We start from the raw sequence: 21,266 nt of genomic DNA on the forward strand, positions 1-21,266 counted from the left end.
CCTTTATATGGCCATGTCGGACATGTCTTCTTCGGCTTTCTCCTCGGACCCGGCCGCCTTCCTGATACGGTTCATCACAGCCCGTCCAAGCCCTTTTTCGGGTATACCTTCGGCGATTATATAATTCACTTTTTCTGAATCGAATTCGCGTAATATACTGAACAGGCGTGACGCGCATATGCGCCCGTCATTCGCGGGCCCAAGTACCTTGACGTTCCCCTGGTAAAGGTCCTCATGTTCCTTGCTGGCCATTATACCGACACTCGCACCCCTGGAGGCCAGTGTTTCCGCTGCCTGTGTGGCCTTTTCGAACTGGTCATATCCGTATTCCACGACCAGGACCTTCGCGTTCGGGGAATAATGCCTGGGGTACTTGCCCGGGGTCCTCTCCATGACAGCCCCTTCACTCAAGACCTCTACTGGTCCCACCAGCGATGTCAGTTCTTCCACGCTCACGCCGCCAGGCCTCAAGACCTTGACCGGACCGGAGCTTACGTCTATTACCGTCGATTCCACCCCGATATAAGTCGCGCCGCCGTCGAGTATCATGTCCACGTTCCCCTCCAGGTCCTGGAGTACATGCATAGCGGTAGTAGGTGACGGTTTACTGAAAAGATTGGCAGAAGGCGCGGCAAGCGGACAGGCGCACATATCTATGAACCTTGAAGCTATCGGATGGGACGGCATCCTTATCGCCACGGTATCAAGCCCGGTAGTCACTATATCAGGTACCCTATCCGATTTTTTGAGCACCATCGTAAGGGGGCCCGGCCAGAACCTGTCGGCCAGTTTGTACACGATATCCGGCACATCCGAAGCCAGGTCCTCCAGCTCTTTCATTGTTGATATATGTACGATAAGGGGATCATCCAACGGCCGTTTCTTGGCCTGGAAGATACCCGACACTGCCTTGCTGTCAAGCGCGTCGGCGCCCAGACCGTACACCGTTTCGGTGGGAAAAGCCACCAGGCCCCGGTTGTTTATGACCTCGGCGGCCTGCCTTAAAAGCGCCATGTCTATGTTCTGCGGGTCTATCTCTATCACACGTGTTTCCATGAAATTCCTTGTAAGAACAGGTGCCCGGACCGGCCCTATATTTCCTTACCGGTAAGCACCTTGTAGGCCTGCCTGTATTTCTCCGATGTCCTGTCCACTATCTCATCCGGCAGAACCGGCCCCGGAGGGGTCTTATCCCAATCCAGCGTTTCCAGATAATCACGCAGGAACTGTTTATCGAAACTCTTCTGCTGACGTCCGGGCTCGTAATCATCCTTGGGCCAGAACCTGGATGAATCCGGTGTTAAAGCCTCGTCCATAAGCACCACCCTGCCGTCCACGATACCGAACTCAAATTTGGTATCAGCCAGCACGATGCCCTTCTTTTCCGCGTAGTCCCGGGCTTTTTCATACACCTTCACGCTCTTATCCCTGATAAGTTCGAAAATATCATCCCCGACCAGTTCCCTGGTATCTTTCTGGGAGATGTTCATATCATGCCCTGTGTCCGCCTTTGTTGATGGGGTGAATATAGGCTCCTCCAGTTTATCGGAAAGCCTGAGACCTTTCGGGAGCTTTATTCCCGAGACCATGCCGGTAGACTGGTAATCCTTCCACCCTGACCCCGATATATATCCTCTTACTATACATTCGACCATTATAGGCTCCGCTTTTCTGACAAGCATTGAACGCCCATCAAGTATATCACGGTAAGGAGCGAGCTTTTTATCGGCCGCGATGATACCGTCTATATCCACGGTGAGCATATGGTTCTCCACGATATCGCGTGTGTACTCGAACCAGAAAGAGGATATCATGTTGAGGACTTTGCCTTTATAAGGTATGCCATTAGGCATTATTACGTCAAAAGCGGAGATCCTGTCCGTGACCACGAACAGCAGTTTGTCGCCAAGATCATAGACCTTGCGTACTTTTCCCTCTTTCAGCAAAGGCATGCCTTTAAGGTCGAGATCAGTAACGGGTCGTTCTTTTACCATATTATCGTCTCCTCTTGTCCTTATTTCTCGAACACCGAAGGCTGGACATAATCGCCATGCTCTTCGCTGCACTCTTTAAGACGCGCCTCCTGGTCCTCCAGGGCCTGCATGAGCATATGCGGGGTATCGAACACTTTTGTATGGTATATATTACGTATCCTCTCTATCTTGGCGATATTCTCCGGTATGCGTAACGTGAACTGTTCATCGTATGACTGCCTGGTATACTCCTTACCAAGCACTTCCTTGAAAAGTTTCTTAAGGTCGTCATATTTCGGGATATATCCTACCGGCGTCGTAAGCGCCTCGGCTTCGCCGTTCACGCGAAGTTCCATCCACTTTATCCAGACATGTTTGTCCTTTAGCCCGTTAAGGAACTTCCTGTCCTTGCCGCGCAGGAAGTAATTAACATGGAATACGAGCGGCGGCCGGCTGCAATGCCTGACTATCTCTATGTTGTTCTGTATATAACGGCCTATGGGTATGGAGAGAAAATCAAGATTGGCCATCAAATTGAATTTACGCACGCCTTCCTGTCCCAGCGTAGCCGCGGTGGTCTCCGACTCGATGGTCGCCGCCTGCGTCAGTATGCCGTGTTCCCAGTTAAATGACTGGGCCACGGGAAGGCTGGTATCGGAATCCCTACCGCCGTATATCACGCCACCTATTTCCACACCATCAGGGTTATCCAGGTTCTCATCAGAGTTATCCAGTTCTTTTATCCTTATGGTATACCGCGCGTTCTTATGCGCGTAAGGGACTTCCTTGTCATCCGGCCCCTTCTTGCCCGAGAACCATCCTCCAACGAAATTAGTACCTTCTTCGGGGGCCTGGCGCCCGTCACCCAGCCACCTGGGATTGTTGTCGTTGTCCACCAGGATATTGGAGAATATCACTTCACCAGGAGAGGTCAGCGCCTTGAAAATGGCCGGGTCATTGTCCTGGGAAACATCCTGTATGATCCCGAATATCCCGCGTTCCACGTTAACAGCTTTTATCTTTCCGTCGATATTCCTGAGATACGCTATGTCGTCGCCTATTATCTTCTCCCCCTCAAGCATGGCGGTCGCGGTCTTGCCGCACGCCGACGGGAAAGACCCGGTGAAATATGTGAGCCTTTTCCCTCCCTTGCCGTGTACCCCCATCACGAACATATGTTCGGTAAGCCATCCTTCTTCGGACGCGCGTCTTATGGCGAGCCGCATGGCCAGTTTTTTCAGCCCTACAGTGTTCCCGGCATACTGCGTGTTAGCGGACAGCACCATTTCCTCCGCGAGGTCGATATACACGCGGCGGCCGTACACATCCTTTGATACGCCTCCTTCAAGCTCGCCCGCGGTATGCGCGAAACGGAAGAACCTCCCTGAATCCCCCAGCTTCCTGAACTCCTCATAACCGCTACGGTAAAGTATATCCTCCGAATGGCATACATAAGTGGAATCCGTTATCTGTACGGCTGGTATCGAAAAGACCGACCCGGTCGGCCCCAGGCAGAAGAACCCTATGATCATCTCTTTCCCGACCATGGAATTCTTAAAGAGGCCGTGTACTTCCTTCAGCCCTTTTTCTCTGTCTATGGATTCGATATCCGACCCAAGGACCTCATCCGGACGCAACAAGTAGCGTGTGCTGAACTTGTCCCGGCCCTGGTCATAGTATCCGTCAAAATGCACCGTATGACCATTGATCGTAAGGGCTTTCTCCTCCCCGGTCTTTATGGCCCTTTTTCTTATGTACTCGGCGTCTTCCGCGGAATCCGTACGGATAAATATAGTATCCGGATCGCAAAGCTGCACGTATTTAGCCACGAATTCTATCAGCTTAGGATTATCAAGGCCTTCTATCTTCTTAAAGTTAGCGCTGTCGCATTTTTGCTTTATTATTTCCATGTACTTCTTTTTCATATTTCCCCGTTTCCGTCTTGATTTCCCTTAACATAGCTCAACTTAAAAGGATTTTTTAGACTCAATATGTTATAATAATCTAACTTTACTGTCAACCGTTTATGGATATCAGGTCCGAACATCTTCATGATTGGGATATTACGACCCGAGAGGCCGTTGCCCTGCAGAAAGAATTGAGGGAAAAGGTCCTCCTCCGGCCGTTCAAGGCATCCTCCATACGTACCATAGCCGGCGTGGATGTTTCCGTAAAAGACGGGTTTTCCAGGGCTGCCGTTTCCGTACTTTCTTTTCCGGATATGCAACTTATTGAAAACGTTACATTTAAGACAAAAACGCTTTTCCCTTATGTGCCCGGGCTTTTATCTTTCAGGGAAGGACCCGTGATCCTAGAATGCATGAAAGTTCTCGCCACCGAGGTCGACTTGTTCGTCTTCGATGGTCAGGGCCTGGCGCACCCACGCGGACTGGGCCTTGCCTCACATCTAGGCGTTATCCTGGGTAAACCGTCCATCGGAGCCGCGAAAACGCGTTTGTACGGCACATACGACAACCCCGGGGGTAAAAAAGGGGCTTTTTCCCCCCTTAAGGATGATACGGGCCGGGAAATAGGCGCCGCGCTGACCACGCGGGACAATACCCGGCCTATGTTCATATCCCCGGGACATATGTGTGACGTAAAGTCCGCTATAAACATCATCCTGGCGTGTTGCCCGAAATACAGGATACCGGAGCCCATACGGCACGCTCACGCGACGGCTTATATCAAATAAGCCGTCGCGTACATCGCGACGTGGTTTTGGATTTGTTAAAATATGTTTTCATGATATAATCGAATTGCATATCATTTGGAGGGATATTGATGAACAAAAACTATCTGCAATCTTTCATTGTCGCGGCGCTTGTATCCGTGTGCGTTCTTTCACCGGGATGTTCCAGCACAAAATATAATTTCAAGTCCGTACTGGGCATTAATGTGGCTGACCTTGAAGAGGCCAAGCGGACCGGGATGGAGAAAACAGTTCCCCTTTCCCGCGCGGACGCCTTTAATAAGGTCCGGGACATCCTTGTCTCTAATGACCTGGTAATATACCAGGCGGACGCCAGAAATGGTTATATAGTGGCAATGGGTTTCCCCGGACAGATAAACACTACGAGGGTCGGCATCTTTTTTGACAACGTATCCGGTTCAGAGACAAAGATCACCCTGAGTTCCCTGAGCTCTATGGCGCTGGCCACGGCCGGATCCATCATCTTCCCCGCTGTCACAGGTCAGGAACAATAGGTCCATTCATCCGAAGCGAACTTGTCCCGGGCAAGTTTTTCCACTTTGTCCATTACGTTCTTTCCCGGCAATATCGGTATTTTCTTCGCGTCGAAAGCATCCATTATAAGATCAACGATATCTTCGGCTGGAAGAGGCAGGTTTGACATGAAATTGTCGTGAGCGCGGCCTTTCCGGTATCCGGGTTCACGCGGGGGATGTTTCAGGTATTTTCCGACGAGGCCGATATCCATCCCGAAAAGGACGGTACCGTGATGCAGAAAATATCTCTTTTTTCTCGCCTGCGCGTTCCCCGATACCTTCTTCCCGTTATATGAAATATCCGATATCGGCGATATCTCCGCCCCTATACCCTTACCGGAAAAGGCTTCGCATAGATCACCAAGTATGGCCTCATATGAGCTCCTGATCCCCGCGTATCTTTTATCTCTTCCATATGAGAGCACAAGCGAGTAGTTCAGGCATCCCGTTCCCTGTAGCACGCTTCCGCCACCGGACACACGGCGCACCAACGCCACGCCATCGTTCGCGCAATTCTCAACATGGCAGTCTATCGGCACAGAACAGGAGCGCCCCAGGACCACGAAAGTCCGGTCCGGCTTCCAGAACCTGAGCGTTTCGCTCATATCTCCGGACTCTGCCAGCGAAAGCAACACCTCGTCGGCCGCCATCATTTCTTCAGGAGTTGTAAAAGGGATATCGATAAGGTCCATGTTATGCCTTGGCGCAGGAACATTGCTCGAGTGGAAGACACGCTATATCCATATCTCTGGCCGCCTTTACTTCATCAAGCCTGCCCACCGGAGTAGTGACCGGCATGGCATGGAAACGCTCGGGTTCCTTTTCCGCCAGGAGCGCCAGTTCCATCATCACGCCGATGAATTGGTCCAGTGTATCCCTGGACTCGGTCTCCGTGGGCTCGACCATCATGGCCTCTTTCACGATAAGCGGGAAATATACCGTCGGTGGATGGATACCTTTATCGATAAGGGCTTTAGCGATATCTATCGCCCTAACGCCGCGGGCCGCCTGGCGGGAAGCCGATATGACGAACTCATGCAGGCAGTTATCCGCGTACGGCACATCATATTTCTCCGACAGATGCCTCATCAGGTAGTTGGCGTTAAGCACGGCGTTCTCGCTCACATTTATAAGTCCCTGGCGTCCAAGAAGAAGTATATACGCGTACGCTTTGAGCATCACACCAAAATTACCATAAAAAGGAGAGATATACCCGATGGAAAGAGGCTTATCGTAATCAAGCGAATACGTGCCGTCCTTGTCCTTTACCACACGTGATATCGGCAGGAACGGCTCAAGCTCCTTCTTCACCCCGACAGGCCCGGACCCCGGACCTCCGCCCCCATGCGGTGTGGCGAACGATTTGTGCAGGTTAAGATGCACGACATCAAAACCAAGATCGCCCGGGCGCGCCTTCCCCATTATGGCGTTAAGATTAGCTCCATCATAATACATAAGCGCGCCGGCTTTATGTGTGAGATCAGCGATCTTTTTTATGTCCCGGTTGAAAACACCCAACGTATTCGGGCAGGTAAGCATGACCGCCGCCACCTCATCGTTAAGCTCGGCGGCAAACCTGGCCATATCCATGCTTCCCCTATTATCCGAAGGTATGCTCTTAACGGTATACCCCGCTATGGCCGCGGACGCGGGATTGGTCCCATGCCCCGAATCGGGTATCAGGACATATTTTTTTCTGCTGCCCTTATGCCTGTGATAAGCGGCAATAAGCATGACCCCCGTAAGTTCACCGTGCGCCCCGGCCATGGGATGCGTGGTAAAAGCGTCCATACCCGTTATCTCTGAAAGAAGACCTTCCAGCCGGCTTATCACTTCCAGCGCGCCCTGGGTGAGCCCAGCTCCTGTTACGAGCTGTGGCGCCAAAGGATGCAGTGAGGTGAACTTCTCGTATGACGCTATTTTTTCCGTGAACTTGGGGTTATATTTCATGGTACATGACCCAAGCGGGTAGAAATGCGAGTCCACACCGAAATTCATCTTTGAAAGCCCGGTAAAATGTCTTACGACCTCGGGTTCGGAAACAGACGGCAGCTCCGCGCCTTTTTCCCTTAAATACCGGGAAGGCAATCCGCTCTCAAGGCCCGTATCATTCGCCGGGAGGGTCACGCCTTTTCTTCCCGACCTTGATTTCTCGAAGATCAGCTCCATAAGGCCTCCTCAAGCGCGTCCGCGAACATATCTATCTCACGCGCGGTCCTTTTCTCTGTTACCGCTACCAGAAGATAATCTTTCATGTCACTATAATACCTGCCCAGCGGGAATCCGGCCGCTATCTTTTTCGCTATAAGCTTTTCAATTATGGCGTTGGGGTCGACAGGGAGTTTTATTATGAATTCATTGAACGTGGGGGCGCTTCTCTTTACTTCCACGCCCTTTATCTTTTCCAGCCGTTCTTTCGCGTATTCCGCTTTGGCGAAACAAAGTTCGGCGACCTTCTTTATGCCGACAGATCCCATGAGGCACATGTAAATAAGCGCCCTTAACGCGCATAAGGCCTCATTGGAACATATGTTGGATGTGGCTTTTTCCCGCCGGATATGCTGTTCCCTGGCCTGCAAAGTCAGGACAAATCCCCTTCGGCCCTGCGCGTCGACCGTTTGTCCAACTATGCGTCCCGGCATCTTCCGGACAAGTTCTTTCCTCACGCCCATGAACCCCAGATACGGTCCGCCGAAGGAAAGCGGTATGCCCAGGCTTTGGCCTTCGCCTACCGTTATGTCCGCGCCCATTTCCCGCGGCGTCTTCAATATGCCAAGCGATAGCGGATATACGCACTCCACCATGAGTATGCCTTTTTCGTGGCACATGTCCGATATATCCGAGTGGTCGTCAATGGCCCCGAAAAAATTCGGGTTCTGCAGTATTACCGCCGCGGTACGCTCATCAATATGTTTTTTTATCTCCGCACGGTCGCTGTTGCCGTGTACCACTTTGGTCTCAACGAACTCTATCGACAGGTTCGACGTATACGAGTACATCATTTTCCTGTATATGGGGCTGACCCCACCATCCATGATGATCTTATTCCGGCCGGTAACCCTTATGGCCATCATCGCCGCCTCATAAAGCGCGGTCCCGCCGTCGTACAATGACGCGTTAGAAGCGTCCATACCCGTAAGGCGGCATATACAGCTCTGGTATTCGTATATGGCCTGCAGGGTCCCTTGGGAGCATTCCGGCTGGTACGGCGTATAGGCGGTATAGAACTCCGATCTTGAGGCCATAGCGTCGACCGCCGCGGGGATAAAATGGTCATAGAACCCGCCGCCTAAAAAGGTGATCAGGTCCGTGGCATTCTTCCCGGCGAGTTTTTTCAGGTGCTCGTCCACTTCGAATTCCGATAGCCCTTGCGGGATATCGAACGATCTTGCCCTCAGCTCAGGGGGTATGCCCCTGAACAGGTCGTCCATATCCCCGGAGGTAATACCTATGCTTTCCAGCATATCCCTCTGGTCCTGTCGTGAGTGGGGTATGTAACTCAATGCGCGCTCTCCTTAAGGTATTCGGTGTAAGCCGCGGCGTCCATGAGTCCATCCAGCTCTGAACTATTGGACATCTTTATACGACACAGCCACCCTTCTTCGTAAGGGGAACTATTTATGATCTCGGGCGAATCCGCGAGCAACCCGTTCACCTTTACGATCTTTCCACTTACGGGCGCATAAACATCACTCGCCGCTTTTACCGATTCGACGGTCGCTATGCTTTCCGGAGCTTTTACTTCCACACCGACTTCCGGGAGCTCGACAAAGGTTATGTCCCCGAGTGCGGATTGGGCGTGGTCCGTTATCCCCATTATCGCCTCATCGCCCTCAGCCCTGACCCATTCGTGCTCTTTAGAATATCTGAGATCTTCCGGCACCATCTCCATCCCCCTTATTTTCCAGCGTTATCAAGATATCTTAGGGCGATATATCGGCAGGCCCGTTATCTTCCCCGGGATCTCCGTATTCCCGCCCTTAAATACCACAGAACGCCCGTTCTCCGCGAAACGTTCATCTACATAACACATGCCTATACCCTTTTTCATGCACGGGGAGAAGGCCCCGCTCGTGACCTCACCCAATTCTTCCCGTCCCTCGCTATCCCGCAACAAGAACCCTTTCCTCGCGCTTCTTCGTCCCTCGCAAATGAATCCCCTGAGGACTCGTACCGGCCCGTTACCGGACCCCCGTTCCAATAAGGCTTCTTTACCGATGAAATCCTTATCCTTTGATACGAACCTCATAAGACCGGCCTCATACGGGGAAACCCCTTCGTCAATATCATTACCATAAAGAGAGTAGCCCATTTCCAGGCGAAGCGTATCCCTGGCGCCCAGGCCTATCGGCCTGACCTCTTCCAGGGAAAGAAGTTTTTCCCATATATACCCCGCGTCCGCAGGTGATATGAATATCTCGTACCCGGGTTCCCCCGTATATCCCGTCATGCTCACAAGAGCGTCCCGAGATAGAACATTCATGCGCGCGGATCGGAAACGTTTAAGCCCCCCTGACGCTCCGTTCGTGAATTCGCTCATTATTCTCACGGAATCCGGTCCCTGGAGGTCCAGTTTTACGGTTTCGCCGGATATATCCTCGAATTCCGTACCGGCGGACAATCTGTCAGTGATCCAGTCCCGGTCCTTACCGGTCGTACCGGCGTTAACTACCAGCATGTATTCCTTTTCCGATATCCTGAAGACAATAAGATCATCGATGATACCGGCATCCTGCCGCAGGAGGAAGCCGTACCTGCACATACCATCGGAAAGACCGCCCACTCCACACGTAATAAGGCGTTCCAAGTCTCCCGCGGCGGTATCCCCACTTAGCATGAACTCTCCCATATGCGAAACATCGAAAAGGCCGGCATGCGTCCTTACCCACATATGTTCTTCTATTATCCCTGTATACTGCAAGGGCATGCTCCACCCGGCGAACGGCACCATTCTTGCGCCGGCCTTAAGATGGTCGTCGCCAAGCGCCGTTATCTTCAATCTTATTCCCTGTTCCAACATAAGAAGACCTCATTACGGTAAGTGAACTTTACGTGCAGCCGATGAACGAGCCGGCCAATGTCCTCATTATAGAATAAATGGCACTAATGTCAAGCGCGTGGAAAACCGTCTTATTGGATCACACTAAGCGCGAGATACGCGTCTTCCGCGCGAAAAGAACTCCTGACCATAGGCCCCGATGCGACATATCCAAAGCCCATATCCCGGGCCGTGTTCCCCAGTTCCTCGAACTCCTCCGGGCTATAGAACCTTGCTACCGGGCGATGATCCCTTGAGGGAGACAGGTACTGCCCGATGAACAATATATCCACTCCCGCGTTCCTGAGATCGCGGAAAGTCCTCACTATATCCGACTCTTCCTCTCCTAATCCGACCACTATCGATGATTTTACCAGTATATCCGCGCCCGCGTCCCTTTCATCCGCCAGGCAGGACAATGCCGTTATCGAACGGACATAACTTGAGCCCGGCCTTATCTCGGGGTATAGCACTTCGGGCATCTCTATATTGTGCCCTATCACGGCCGCCCCGGAACGGGCGATGTCCGCGATAAGGTCTTTCCTGGCGCGCATATCCGGGACCAGAAGCTCTACAATAGAGTCGGGGACCGTTCCTTTCACAGAGCGCACCGTGTTAATAAAATGTCCGGCTCCCATATCATCGAGATCGTCGCGCGTCACGGAAGTAATGACAACATATCTGGCGTCAGTATCTTTTACGAATCTCGCGACTTCCCGTGGCTCATCCGGATCAACGGCTTCCGGCTTGCCTTTTTCCACGTTGCAAAAATCACAGTTACGTGTACAGACACGCCCGAGTATCAGGAACGTAACATGACCGCGCGCCCAGCACTCCCCCCTGTTTGGGCATGCGGCTTCCACGCATACACTGTTAATAGACCTTTCCCTGGCGAGTTTTGCCATCAAGCACGAGGTTGCGTCCATCGTCAGTTTTCCCCTTATCCATGGGGGCCTGTTCACGTGATCATGTTGCGTCATATATCATCCTCTTGGCAAAAAGGGGATAAGCCGCGACAACGCCGCGACATACCCCCTTTGAACGTCCTAGGTCCGGGTCATACCGGTATTATTTCTCACATTTATCGGGCTGGCATTCACAGATGGTCCTCTCAGAGAGGTATTTATACAGCTCGTAATGGTCTTTTGCCTGTTTCTCGGCCTTATCAAGAAGCGTTTTTGCCCTTTCCGGGTCCACCTTCTTCAGTATGTTATACCGGTTCTCGTTATAAACATACTCTTCAAGTTTGATGCTCGGAGCTTTGCTGTCCACCGTAAGCGGGTTCTTGCCTTCCTTGCAAAGGTCCGGGTTGTACCTGAAAAGCGGCCAATGTCCCGAAGCTACCGCCCGTTTCTGCTCGTCATACCCCTTGGTCATGTTTATCCCATGCGCTATACAATGCGAATACGCGATTATAAGGGACGGGCCGTCATATGACTCCGCTTCGATAAATGCCTTCATGACCTGCATCGGGTCGGCACCCATCGACACCTTGGCGACGTACACATACCCATAGCTTATGGCCATAAGACCGAGGTCTTTTTTCCCAATGGGTTTTCCGCTGGCCGCGAATTTGGCTACCGCCCCCATTGGGGTCGATTTAGAAGCCTGGCCACCCGTATTCGAGTAAACTTCGGTATCAAGCACAAGCACGTTAACGTTCCTGCCCGAGGCGAGCACATGGTCAAGTCCGCCGTAGCCTATGTCATACGCCCATCCATCCCCGCCTACCGCCCATACGGACCTTTTGATGAAATAATCCGCGACGCTCAGGAGCTCTTTGCAATCAGGGCGATCGCATTTTGAAAGAAGCTCTTTTATCGAGTCGATCCTTTTTCTCTGTTGTTCTATCTTTTCCTGGGTGGACTGGTCGGCGTTCCTGGCATCCTTAAGCGCCTCTACCAGTTTCGCGTCACATGCCCCGGCTGATATTATCCTGTCGGCGAGCTCTCCGGCATAAGAAGCGTGCTTGTCAGCCGTAAGGCGCATGCCATAAGCGAGTTCCGCGTTATCCTCGAACAGGGAATTATTCCACGCGGGTCCCCTGCCGTCCTGACGTGAAGTATATGGAGTGGTCGGCAGGTTCCCTCCGTATATAGAGGAACAGCCCGTAGCGTTAGCGATAACGGCCCTGTCCCCGAACAGCTGCGTGAGCAGTTTCACGTATGATGTCTCTCCACACCCCGCGCACGCGCCGGAATATTCAAAGAGAGGCTTCACGAACTGCACGCCATTCATTACGTTCCTGTTATACATACCCGGGTCGGTCTCCGGAAGGTCCAGGAAGAACTTGTTGTTGGCCCGTTCATTTTCCCTCAAAGGCAGCTGAAGCTCCATCTTTATGGCTTCCTTCGCTTTCATCGGGCAATTCTCCACACACGCGCCGCAACCCGTACAATCTTCCGGCGCCACCTGGAGCGTATATACGTACCCTTCTTTGGGTTTAGGTTTTACCTGGGCATGCTTGAACGTTGCCGGCGCCCCTTTCAATAGCTCTTCTTTGTACATCTTGGCGCGTATAACAGCGTGGGGGCACACCATGGTACATTTACCGCACTGGATACATGTTTCCGGGTTCCACACCGGCACGTGTATAGCGATATTCCTCTTTTCGTACTGTGTGGTACCGGTCGGCCATGTACCGTCATCCGGCATTTCGGACACCTTGACCGTCTCTCCTTCCCCCCTCATTATCTTGGCTGTCGTGTTCTTCACGAAATCCGGGGCCTCATCCGACACAAGCGAGCAACAACCCGTGTCTTTCGTGACCTTCGCGGGCACTTTGACCTCCTGTATACTGGTGAGGGCCTGGTCTACCGCCCTTACGTTCATATCTACGATCTTTTCGCCTTTCTTGCCGTATGTCTTCTTTATAGCGCCCTTTATGGCCTTGACCGCGGCGTCACAATCTATAACATTGGATATCTTGAAGAAAGCCGTCTGCATTATCACGTTTATGCGTCCTCCAAGACCTATTTTCTCGGCTATATCAACGGCGTCTATGATGTAGAACTTCACTTTCTTGTCTATTATCTGTTTCTGCACCTTGCCGGGAAGGTTGTCCCATATCTCTTCCTTATTGAAGGACGACGTCAGGAGGAATATCCCGCCGTCGACCAGGTTCTTGAGCATATCGTACTTCTCGAGAAAAGAGAAATTATGACACGCTATGAAGTTAGCCTTGCTTATCAGGTAAGGGCTGCGGATCGTTCTTGTCCCGAACCTGAGGTGGGATATGGTTATCGCGCCCGCCTTCTTTGAGTCATAAACAAAGTATCCCTGCGCGTTGTTGTCGGTATTCTCGGCTATGATCTTTATTGAGTTCTTGTTGGCCCCTACGGTACCGTCCGATCCCAGGCCATAGAACATAGCGCGGTAGGTCTGGTCACTTTCCGTGCTGAACGCCGCGTCGAAGTCCAGGCTCGTTCCGGTCACGTCGTCCGTTATACCTACCGTAAAATGGTTCTTAGGCTTATTGGCGGAAAGGTTGTCAAATACCCCTTTTATCATCGCCGGAGTGAATTCCGCGGACCCTAGACCATATCTTCCTCCTACTATTACCGGGTATCCCTTGAATGGAGCGGACCCGTCCGACATGGCCTCTCCCACAGCCGTACGTACATCCTCATATAACGGCTCACCAAGCGCTCCGGGTTCTTTTGTCCGATCAAGGACAGCTATTTTCTTTACCGTTTTCGGCAGGGCATCGATGAAATCTTTTACGCTGAAAGGCCTGTACAGCCTTACTTTCAGTACTCCGAGCTTTTCCCCCTTGGCGTTGAGGTGCTCCACCGTCTCATGCACGGCTTCCCCTCCGCAGCCTATTATGATCACGACCTTTTCCGCGTCCGGAGCCCCCACATATTCGAACAGGCGATATTGCCTGCCTGTCAGGCCGGCGAACTTATCCATGGCTTTTTGCACTATGGCCGGGCACGCTTCGTAATATTTATTGACCGTCTCCCTGCCCTGGAAATACACATCCGGGTTCTGTGATGTCCCCCTCAAGACCGGGCGTTCCGGGTTCAGGCCCCTCATGCGATGGGGATGCACGAGTTCCGGCGGCAACATGGCCTTCATGTCATCGAATGTAAGTTCCTCTATCTTCTGTATCTCATGTGACACACGGAACCCTTCAAAAAAGTGGAGTATCGGTATCCTGGACTCCAGGGTCGCCGCCTGCGCAATAAGCGCGAAATCCATGGCTTCCTGGACACTCCCCGACGCCAGGAACGCCCACCCTGTGGCCCTGGCGGCCATCACATCGGAATGGTCCCCGAAAATAGAAAGCGCCTGGCAAGCTAGTGACCTCGCGGACACATGGAAGACCGTAGACGTCAGTTCTCCCGCGATCTTGTACATATTAGGTATCATGAGCAGCAGCCCCTGGGAAGCTGTGAACGTGGTGGTAAGAGCCCCCGTGGTCAACGCGCCATGGACGGCCCCGGAAGCGCCGCCTTCCGACTGGAGCTCCACGACCGTAGGTACTGATCCCCATATATTCTTTTCCCCCGCCGCCGACTTTGCGTCCGCGATCTCGCCCATCCCTGAAGACGGGGTTATCGGATAAATGGCAATAACTTCGTTGGTAGCATGGGCTACATGCGCTACTGCGCTCGTCCCATCATGCGGCATCATATCACGTTTCATTCTATTGTCCTCCTGGTCTTAAGTTTTGTCCAAAACACACGTACGCGGTCATATCTATCTTTTACATTAATATATTTAAATATAGGTGAAGGGATGAAACCCGCTCTACAACACTGAATATTAAGAGAAGAACTGTTATGGCGAATCTCAAGGCGCCTATTTTATCACAAGAAACGTTTTATGTTAAGGGGTTTTTTTACTTTCCACGATATCCCCGAAAAAAAAGAACGGGGCAGGGTGTATTCCCCCTGCCCCGTTCTCGTAAGACCATGTGTTATAAGCTATTAGTACTGTGACTGCTGCTGCGATAGACCTTTCACGTTCAGTGCCATATAGAAGCTCATGAACGATATCATCATGATTATCGGCATATATGACTGCACGGCCGCGTTGACCAGGGTTATAAGGATAGCGCCTACACCTTCCGGCATCGGAATGGTCACCAGTCCTATGACAAACCCTATCAAAAGCGATATCACCATGCTTATGATCAGCATAACGATGAAAAGGCCCAGCGTGTTCCAGAAATGGTCTTTCGCCACACCTATACCTTTTTTAAGTGCCGCGACCGCGCCTATATCGTCCACCACCACGGAATAAATGGGGTAGATAAGCATTGTTATTGCCACTATGGCTACGACCGTTATTATAGCCGCCAATATGGACCTTGTTATCCCGTTATCCCCAAGAAGCAGTACCCCGGCACTAACAAGACTGAGCAACAGGACAACGCATATCGCGAGCACTATGTATATAAGGAGAAGCGCGAGTATGCTCTTATAATACTTTTTGCCATATTCGACGAATTTGCCGATGTTGGTGAGTCCTGTCTTTATCTCATCCTTTACCAGGCCCAGGGCCCCACCCTGCAGGAAGATGAAGATAAGGAAAAATATCACGCTTGTGATTATGGATATCACCGCTATTCCCGGGTCATCCGCCTTATCCGGATTAGCAAGCGGCAAGCTGATAAGGCCTATGATAGCGTTAAACACAAAAAAGACCAATACCACGTTGAGCAGCTTCTGCGATAGAACGAACCCCTTCTTTACAGCCTCGAATATTCCCATACATACCCTCCTTACACAGGACATTTTAAATAAAGACAATTTTTGCCGATCGCCGGAACCGTCACCGGATATTGCACGCAAAATCACTCTTTAGTAGAGTATACTTATATTACAAGCCGTGTCAAGAACAAAGGTTTTAACCATATGATCGCTTTTGGTTGAACTAATTTTTTATTTTTCGTCCCGGCGCTCCTCAAAAGCGCGTTGAAGCGTGGTCACATCGGCATATTCAAGCATGGCGCCCGCTGGGACCCCCCTGGCAAGACGGGTGGTCTTGACCTTCAAAGGTTTCAATATCCCCGCGATATACATAGCGGTGGTCTCGCCTTCAGTAGTAAAATCCGTAGCTATTATGACCTCCTTAACAGCTTCTTTTTTTACCCTGTCCACAAGCTCCTGTATCTTAAGGTCCTCGGGGCCTACCCCGTCTATGGGAGAGAGCTCCCCAAGAAGGACATGGTAAAGCCCTTTATAATGACCGGTCCTCTCTATGGCCCAAATACCGCCGGGGCCTTCGACCACGCATATCCTGGATGGGTCCCGCGACACATCGGAACACAAAGAACACATATCCCCCTCGCTCAGGTTATTGCATTTACTGCAGAACCTTACGTTATCCCTGACATCCTTGATATCCTTGATAAGCGTTTCGACCTCGGGCTTAGGGGCCCTCAATATGTGGAACGTAAGCCTTCTTGCCGACCTTGACCCTATCCCGGGCATCTTGACCAGGTCTTCGATAAGTCTCATCATGGATGGAGGGAACCCGGGCATGTTATACATCCTCCATAAAATCCCTCACGATGTGTCCCCCGAAAATATCCATGGCTTTCTCGATAACAGGCTTTATCTCCTCCCGTGCTTTTTCCATACGTTCTTTTTTGGAATCTTTCCTGTCCGCTTCCGCGCCCAGGAATTCCAGGATGGTGAACTCCAGGGCCGGGGCCGTACCGGTCACCTTGTTCACGGCTTCCTGGACCAGCATTTTATTGCTCTCGGATTCCAGTACTTCCTTGTTGAAAGAATGTTCTTTGTCAAAACCTATCACGACCTTCCTGTCGGAGAACTCGATCGGTTTGCCGGGATTAAGGAACGTGTACAGGGATATTTTCTTCCCCTTAACATAATTCAATACCGTTTTCCAATGCCCCTTCGACCCGGCATCCGTAAGCTCTTCCACGACAGGCTCACCGTCGGGGACCCTTTCTTCCACCTTTTCGGCGACATCCATGGACGCGCCACGCGGGACCGACGGGGAAGCTTCCTCCGCTTTATCCGGTACCACGCTATTATCCCGCGTTATATGGGTGCTCCCGGCCGATGACATCACCCCCATACCGCTCTTGAGTTCCTCTATCTTCTCCACGATCGACGGAAGGGACATGACCGATGATCTGTTCGCTAACTTGATCAGAGCCACTTCAAGAGGTCCTCGCACGAAATCCGCGCTCTTCATAAGGGAAATGGCATGCGACAGGACCTGTATCATGTACAGGATCTCCTCAAGAGAGAGTTTACCCGCCTCGTCCCGTATCCTGGCAAGTTCGTCCTCGGCAAAGGCCATGTCGGAAGTAGGGGCCTTGACCACCTTGATGATCATCATGTCCCTGAAATGCGCAAGAAGTGTATTCGCTATATACACGGGATCCTTTCCCCCGCTTATCATATCGTCGGCAAGTTCCGCCGACTTTTTAGCGTCCCCTTCTATTAGGGCGTCAGCCATGCCGTACAGGCTATCGCGGTGCATCATCCCCATAAGCTCGGCGACATCTTCCGTCCTTATCGTGCCGCCGGAGAACGATACCATCTGGTCCAGCACGACAAGCGCGTCCCGGAGGCTCCCGTCCGCTACGCGCGCGATAAGTAAGGCCGCTTTTTCATCGAGCGTTATTTTTTCGGCACGCGCTATATCCCGGACCCTCCCGGCTATGACGGGGGAAGATATGCGCTTAAAATCGAACCTCTGGCATCGAGATATTATCGTGGGCAACACCTTGTGCGGCTCGGTGGTCGCGAAGATGAACTTGACGTGGGCAGGCGGCTCTTCAAGCGTTTTCAGGAGCGCGTTGAACGCCCCGGTCGAAAGCATATGGACCTCGTCTATTATGTAGATCTTATATTTGCCGCGTGAGGGGGAGAACTTGACGTTCTCTCTCAGGGCACGTATCTCGTCAACACCGTTGTTCGACGCGCCGTCTATCTCCAGCACGTCCATATCGTTCCCCTGGCTTATCTGATGGCATGACGCGCATTTGTTACAGGGCTTTTCGCCTTTATCCGCAAGGCAGTTCAGCGTCTTGGAAAGCAGACGCGCTACCGAGGTCTTGCCCACGCCGCGCGGGCCACAGAAAATGTAAGCGTTGGCGGAACGGCCTTTTTCCACAGCGTTCTTCAACGTCCGCGTAACCGTTTCCTGCCCCGCCACGTCCTCGAAACTCTGGGGCCTGTATTTTTGAGCTAGTACCTGATATGACATTGGGTCCTTTCAGAAAAACATGGATCATGCGGGGTTTCCCGGGATCCTGGTTATTTTATAACATATCGGTGTCAAAGTTCAAGGAATAGTCTGGACGCGTAAAGATATAACTATTTGTCTTCGTCAGATCGGTCGATCATATACCCGTACAAAACCTCAGCCTCCATAACCCCTCCGGATATTTTTCCTCCCGAGCCCCTGGCCCCCTGGACGGGACCCGGACCCGGACCCATCGGGGCCGGCGACGGAGCTATACCACCTGAAGCGGTTATGCCTACCAGATAAGAAGCTTTCTTCCATTTTTCGAAACCTATCGACACCGCTCTCGCCACGCCCTTGAGGACCTTCAGGGTCCCATCATCGGTCCTGGGCGTACGGTAGAGCATATAAGTATATAACGCGTCTTCCGTCATTTTTCTGTCACCTGACGAGCTCCCGCTGTTCACCGATACCGGCACATTATCGCACGGGGTAAGAGTGAACACGCATGAAGCGCCCTGCGGAAAGGGTATATCCATATGCGAGTACCCTCTCTGCCATGACGCTACGCCCTCTTCTATGGCTTTTGCCGCCAAACGCAGGTCATCCGAATACGATGCCCGGGACACACCTTCTTCCGGAACGTACTGAACCTCCATTATGTCCAGGCGTGGACCTCGCAATTTTCCGGAGCACAAAAATCCCTTCGCCCCCTCAACCTCGACATCGTCTACCACCAGCGATCCCTGCCAATCCTTCCACGCCATCTCTATCCTGCTGGAGATCTCCCTGGCGAACGCTTTTTTACCGTCGATATCCTGGAAAGCGCCTTCTCCATGGCACACACTCCCCCACAGCACGCCGCATACCATTGCCGTGAGCAATACCAGCGCGGGGACAAAGGGTCTAAGCGCCTTCATTGATCGCGTTCCCTTCCGTGAACAGGCCGCGCATTTTGTTCCTTACACGAACGGCCTTTTCCCGCATGTCGTTCTTCAGTATAGCGGGATACTCAAAAGCGGATATGTGTTCCCTGAATTCGGGATACCTTAACGACAAGGGATAATTCGCGTGCCACGGCTTTACAGCCGCAAGGTAATGTATGATGACCGGGTCCGTTCTCCCCTCGTCATATAAAGGGGAGAAATTATAACATTTCGGGAACTCGACGAGGTGTCCACTGAACAGGATATTCAAAAGCTGCTGGTCTTTGCTCTTCGAAAAAACGTCCGGCCCGAACCTGTCAACAAGTCCTGCCGCCATTTCCTTGAGCTCTTTCCATTCGCGCGGGTACAATGTGAAAAGACCTGCGTTGAACCCCGGTTTTTCCCAACCTATATCTATCCCATGCGAGAGCCTCTCCCTATCCCGCGGACGGAACATATCCCTTACACGGTTGACCTCGGGGACCACACCCACACGCCCGGGCGGAATATCGAACAACTGTTCTATCGGCCCCAGGACCACCATATCCGAATCCAGATAAAGGACTTTTTCGAACTCCATCTCCACCACCTCGAACTTAAGCATGGTGGCCCGCCCTATATAGCTGAACTTCCCTCTTCCTGCTATCTCCATAAAAGGCGCGCGTTCGACCACATCCGCGTACCTGGATATACATTTTTTCTGGCGTCGGGTCAACCCGAAGCCGAACACTACCACAGGTATCCCGGGATTGGTACGGGAAAGGCTCCTTACCAGCGAAATAGCGGCCGGGAAATATTTCCCGTCGCATCCGGTAGCTACACATCTTTCTCGGATCATGATACGACTCTCCTCCCGTCTACCACGGACACGCACACGGGATACGACATATTGGTATTAGTGTGGCTCATTTGCGGATCATTACCGCGGCGGCACCCAGAAGCCCGACGTCCTTTTTGAGCCATGCTTTCACTATAGGGGTTTTGGCGCACAACCTGTTTATGGTATGGCCGGGTATGGTCTTTTTTATTCCATCAAAAAGCATTTTACCGATATGGGAGACCCCGCCGCCTATCACGATTATCTCGGGATCCAACAGGCTTATCATACTGCCAAGCCATATGCCGAGAAAACGGGCCTGTTCCTCCACGGCCGCCATGGCGAACTTATCCCCCTTTTTCGCGGCCCTCGCGACGTCTTTCATCGTAAGTTCCGCGGATCTTTCACCGGTCAGCTTCAATAGCATGGAGGCGTATGTCCCGTTCTTCTTCAGTCTCGACACCAGGCGCCGGACCGTGTTCGGGCCTGACGCCAGGGCTTCTATGGACCCGGGGACCGACATCCCGTAGGACCCGCCTTTGTACTTGTAGTCTATCACCGCGTGGCCACCCTCGCCGGCGGTCCCGTTCTTGCCGGTATAGAGTTTGCCATCTATGATTATCGCCGTTCCTATGCCGGTAGACACCGTGACATAGAATATATGCTTGTATCCACGCGCCGCCCCCCATAGCATTTCCGCCACACCGGCGGCGTTCGCGTCATTTTCCAGAAGAACAGGTTTCCTGAATCTTTTCCGTACCAGCTCGACAAGGGGCACGTTATTCCAGCCCTTGAGGTTCGGGGGGTTATATACAATACCTTTTTTCTGGTTGAGTGGGCCTGGAGCGCAGAGACCTATGCCCTTTATGTCTGCCGCCGGGACTTCTCCCGACCCCACAAGTTCGTCTATTGAAAGATATACTTGCTCAAGAGAACGCTCTACACCCTTAGAGGCCATGGTCGGCAGTTCTATCTTCTTCCTGATCTTTCCGGATACATCGACTATACCCGACGCTATCTTAGTACCGCCTATATCGACACCTATAACGTATTTTTTCATACTCCCCCATCGATCGTTAATAATATCACTGCAGGATATTATCACATAA

The 21,266-nt window shown here is 52.0% G+C and carries 18 protein-coding genes; 2 read left to right on the top strand and 16 right to left on the bottom strand.

All coding sequences use genetic code 11. The features are described 5' to 3' along the window. Positions 1 to 3: 3 nt before the first annotated feature. The 3 genes from PHH49_02315 to PHH49_02325 are packed head-to-tail and all read right to left on the bottom strand — an operon-like array spanning position 4 to position 3,898. Entirely contained in the window at positions 4 to 1,056 is a 1,053-nt protein-coding gene (locus PHH49_02315) for an L-threonylcarbamoyladenylate synthase (GenBank protein MDD5487781.1), read from the bottom strand. Positions 1,057 to 1,091: 35 nt separating this feature from the next. Then, entirely contained in the window at positions 1,092 to 1,994 is a 903-nt protein-coding gene (locus PHH49_02320; protein MDD5487782.1) for a phosphoribosylaminoimidazolesuccinocarboxamide synthase, read from the bottom strand. Positions 1,995 to 2,014: 20 nt separating this feature from the next. Beyond that, complete coding sequence (locus PHH49_02325; protein MDD5487783.1) at positions 2,015 to 3,898, bottom strand: phosphoenolpyruvate carboxykinase (GTP); 1,884 nt, start codon at positions 3,896 to 3,898, stop codon at positions 2,015 to 2,017. A 101-nt stretch (positions 3,899 to 3,999) separates the two neighbouring features. Between PHH49_02325 and PHH49_02330 the strand changes: the two genes are divergently transcribed. Further along, complete coding sequence (locus PHH49_02330) at positions 4,000 to 4,668, top strand: endonuclease V (protein MDD5487784.1); 669 nt, start codon at positions 4,000 to 4,002, stop codon at positions 4,666 to 4,668. An 89-nt stretch (positions 4,669 to 4,757) separates the two neighbouring features. After that, complete coding sequence (locus PHH49_02335; GenBank protein ID MDD5487785.1) at positions 4,758 to 5,180, top strand: hypothetical protein; 423 nt, start codon at positions 4,758 to 4,760, stop codon at positions 5,178 to 5,180. Here PHH49_02335 and PHH49_02340 read toward each other — a convergent pair. The 13 genes from PHH49_02340 to PHH49_02400 all read right to left on the bottom strand — a co-directional run bounded on the left by PHH49_02340 (position 5,168) and on the right by PHH49_02400 (position 21,217). Beyond that, a complete protein-coding gene (locus PHH49_02340) occupies positions 5,168 to 5,893 on the bottom strand; it encodes a lipoate--protein ligase family protein (protein MDD5487786.1) in 726 nt (241 codons plus the stop codon). The two genes, PHH49_02335 and PHH49_02340, sit on opposite strands and share 13 nt — an antisense overlap. 1 nt (position 5,894) lies before the next feature. Beyond that, the gene (gene gcvPB, locus PHH49_02345) at positions 5,895 to 7,370 is read right to left on the bottom strand and encodes an aminomethyl-transferring glycine dehydrogenase subunit GcvPB (protein ID MDD5487787.1); all 1,476 of its coding nucleotides are present in this window, start codon (positions 7,368 to 7,370) and stop codon (positions 5,895 to 5,897) included. Then, on the bottom strand, positions 7,361 to 8,704 hold the full coding sequence (gcvPA, locus tag PHH49_02350; protein MDD5487788.1) for an aminomethyl-transferring glycine dehydrogenase subunit GcvPA: 1,344 nt from the start codon (positions 8,702 to 8,704) through the stop codon (positions 7,361 to 7,363). Before gcvPA ends, gcvPB begins: the two co-directional genes overlap by 10 nt. Next, complete coding sequence (gene gcvH, locus PHH49_02355) at positions 8,701 to 9,093, bottom strand: glycine cleavage system protein GcvH (GenBank protein MDD5487789.1); 393 nt, start codon at positions 9,091 to 9,093, stop codon at positions 8,701 to 8,703. The genes gcvPA and gcvH overlap by 4 nt, the downstream gene beginning before the upstream one ends. Before the next feature lie 21 nt (positions 9,094 to 9,114). Then, positions 9,115 to 10,221, bottom strand: coding sequence for a glycine cleavage system aminomethyltransferase GcvT (gene gcvT / locus PHH49_02360; GenBank protein MDD5487790.1), 1,107 nt, complete (start codon positions 10,219 to 10,221; stop codon positions 9,115 to 9,117). A 110-nt stretch (positions 10,222 to 10,331) separates the two neighbouring features. Continuing rightward, positions 10,332 to 11,219, bottom strand: coding sequence for a lipoyl synthase (locus PHH49_02365; protein ID MDD5487791.1), 888 nt, complete (start codon positions 11,217 to 11,219; stop codon positions 10,332 to 10,334). Between the two features lie 88 nt (positions 11,220 to 11,307). Then, positions 11,308 to 14,889, bottom strand: coding sequence for a pyruvate:ferredoxin (flavodoxin) oxidoreductase (nifJ, locus tag PHH49_02370; GenBank protein MDD5487792.1), 3,582 nt, complete (start codon positions 14,887 to 14,889; stop codon positions 11,308 to 11,310). Between the two features lie 284 nt (positions 14,890 to 15,173). Then, positions 15,174 to 15,959 carry a hypothetical protein gene (locus PHH49_02375; GenBank protein ID MDD5487793.1) on the bottom strand — a complete coding sequence of 262 codons (786 nt, stop codon included), beginning with the start codon at positions 15,957 to 15,959 and terminating at the stop codon, positions 15,174 to 15,176. Between the two features lie 171 nt (positions 15,960 to 16,130). Then, a complete protein-coding gene (gene recR / locus PHH49_02380; protein ID MDD5487794.1) occupies positions 16,131 to 16,733 on the bottom strand; it encodes a recombination mediator RecR in 603 nt (200 codons plus the stop codon). Between the two features lies 1 nt (position 16,734). Continuing rightward, on the bottom strand, positions 16,735 to 18,435 hold the full coding sequence (gene dnaX, locus PHH49_02385) for a DNA polymerase III subunit gamma/tau (protein ID MDD5487795.1): 1,701 nt from the start codon (positions 18,433 to 18,435) through the stop codon (positions 16,735 to 16,737). Between the two features lie 110 nt (positions 18,436 to 18,545). Beyond that, positions 18,546 to 19,334, bottom strand: coding sequence for a hypothetical protein (locus PHH49_02390; GenBank protein ID MDD5487796.1), 789 nt, complete (start codon positions 19,332 to 19,334; stop codon positions 18,546 to 18,548). Beyond that, positions 19,321 to 20,178 (bottom strand): glycosyltransferase, encoded by an 858-nt coding sequence (locus PHH49_02395; protein ID MDD5487797.1) that lies wholly within the window; start codon positions 20,176 to 20,178, stop codon positions 19,321 to 19,323. Before PHH49_02395 ends, PHH49_02390 begins: the two co-directional genes overlap by 14 nt. Positions 20,179 to 20,245: 67 nt before the next feature. Then, a complete protein-coding gene (locus tag PHH49_02400) occupies positions 20,246 to 21,217 on the bottom strand; it encodes an ROK family protein (GenBank protein ID MDD5487798.1) in 972 nt (323 codons plus the stop codon). Between the last annotated feature and the right edge of the window lie 49 nt (positions 21,218 to 21,266).

The organism is Candidatus Omnitrophota bacterium (genome assembly GCA_028715965.1).
Classification (GTDB): domain Bacteria; phylum Omnitrophota; class Gorgyraeia; order Tantalellales; family Tantalellaceae; genus JAQUQS01.

What these genes read in the sequence shown, in the direction of transcription:
- gcvPB (MDD5487787.1), bottom strand. Translation starts at nt 7,370, where the DNA reads ATGGAGCTGATCTTCGAGAAATCAAGGTCGGGAAGAAAAGGCGTGACC.
- PHH49_02395 (MDD5487797.1), bottom strand. Translation starts at nt 20,178, where the DNA reads ATGATCCGAGAAAGATGTGTAGCTACCGGATGCGACGGGAAATATTTC.
- recR (MDD5487794.1), bottom strand. Translation starts at nt 16,733, where the DNA reads ATGCCCGGGTTCCCTCCATCCATGATGAGACTTATCGAAGACCTGGTC.
- PHH49_02390 (MDD5487796.1), bottom strand. Translation starts at nt 19,334, where the DNA reads ATGAAGGCGCTTAGACCCTTTGTCCCCGCGCTGGTATTGCTCACGGCA.
- PHH49_02320 (MDD5487782.1), bottom strand. Translation starts at nt 1,994, where the DNA reads ATGGTAAAAGAACGACCCGTTACTGATCTCGACCTTAAAGGCATGCCT.
- nifJ (MDD5487792.1), bottom strand. Translation starts at nt 14,889, where the DNA reads ATGAAACGTGATATGATGCCGCATGATGGGACGAGCGCAGTAGCGCAT.
- PHH49_02335 (MDD5487785.1), top strand. Translation starts at nt 4,758, where the DNA reads ATGAACAAAAACTATCTGCAATCTTTCATTGTCGCGGCGCTTGTATCC.
- PHH49_02325 (MDD5487783.1), bottom strand. Translation starts at nt 3,898, where the DNA reads ATGAAAAAGAAGTACATGGAAATAATAAAGCAAAAATGCGACAGCGCT.
- PHH49_02340 (MDD5487786.1), bottom strand. Translation starts at nt 5,893, where the DNA reads ATGGACCTTATCGATATCCCTTTTACAACTCCTGAAGAAATGATGGCG.
- PHH49_02400 (MDD5487798.1), bottom strand. Translation starts at nt 21,217, where the DNA reads ATGAAAAAATACGTTATAGGTGTCGATATAGGCGGTACTAAGATAGCG.
- PHH49_02375 (MDD5487793.1), bottom strand. Translation starts at nt 15,959, where the DNA reads ATGGGAATATTCGAGGCTGTAAAGAAGGGGTTCGTTCTATCGCAGAAG.
- gcvT (MDD5487790.1), bottom strand. Translation starts at nt 10,221, where the DNA reads ATGTTGGAACAGGGAATAAGATTGAAGATAACGGCGCTTGGCGACGAC.
- gcvH (MDD5487789.1), bottom strand. Translation starts at nt 9,093, where the DNA reads ATGGAGATGGTGCCGGAAGATCTCAGATATTCTAAAGAGCACGAATGG.
- PHH49_02365 (MDD5487791.1), bottom strand. Translation starts at nt 11,219, where the DNA reads ATGACGCAACATGATCACGTGAACAGGCCCCCATGGATAAGGGGAAAA.
- PHH49_02330 (MDD5487784.1), top strand. Translation starts at nt 4,000, where the DNA reads ATGGATATCAGGTCCGAACATCTTCATGATTGGGATATTACGACCCGA.
- dnaX (MDD5487795.1), bottom strand. Translation starts at nt 18,435, where the DNA reads ATGTCATATCAGGTACTAGCTCAAAAATACAGGCCCCAGAGTTTCGAG.
- PHH49_02315 (MDD5487781.1), bottom strand. Translation starts at nt 1,056, where the DNA reads ATGGAAACACGTGTGATAGAGATAGACCCGCAGAACATAGACATGGCG.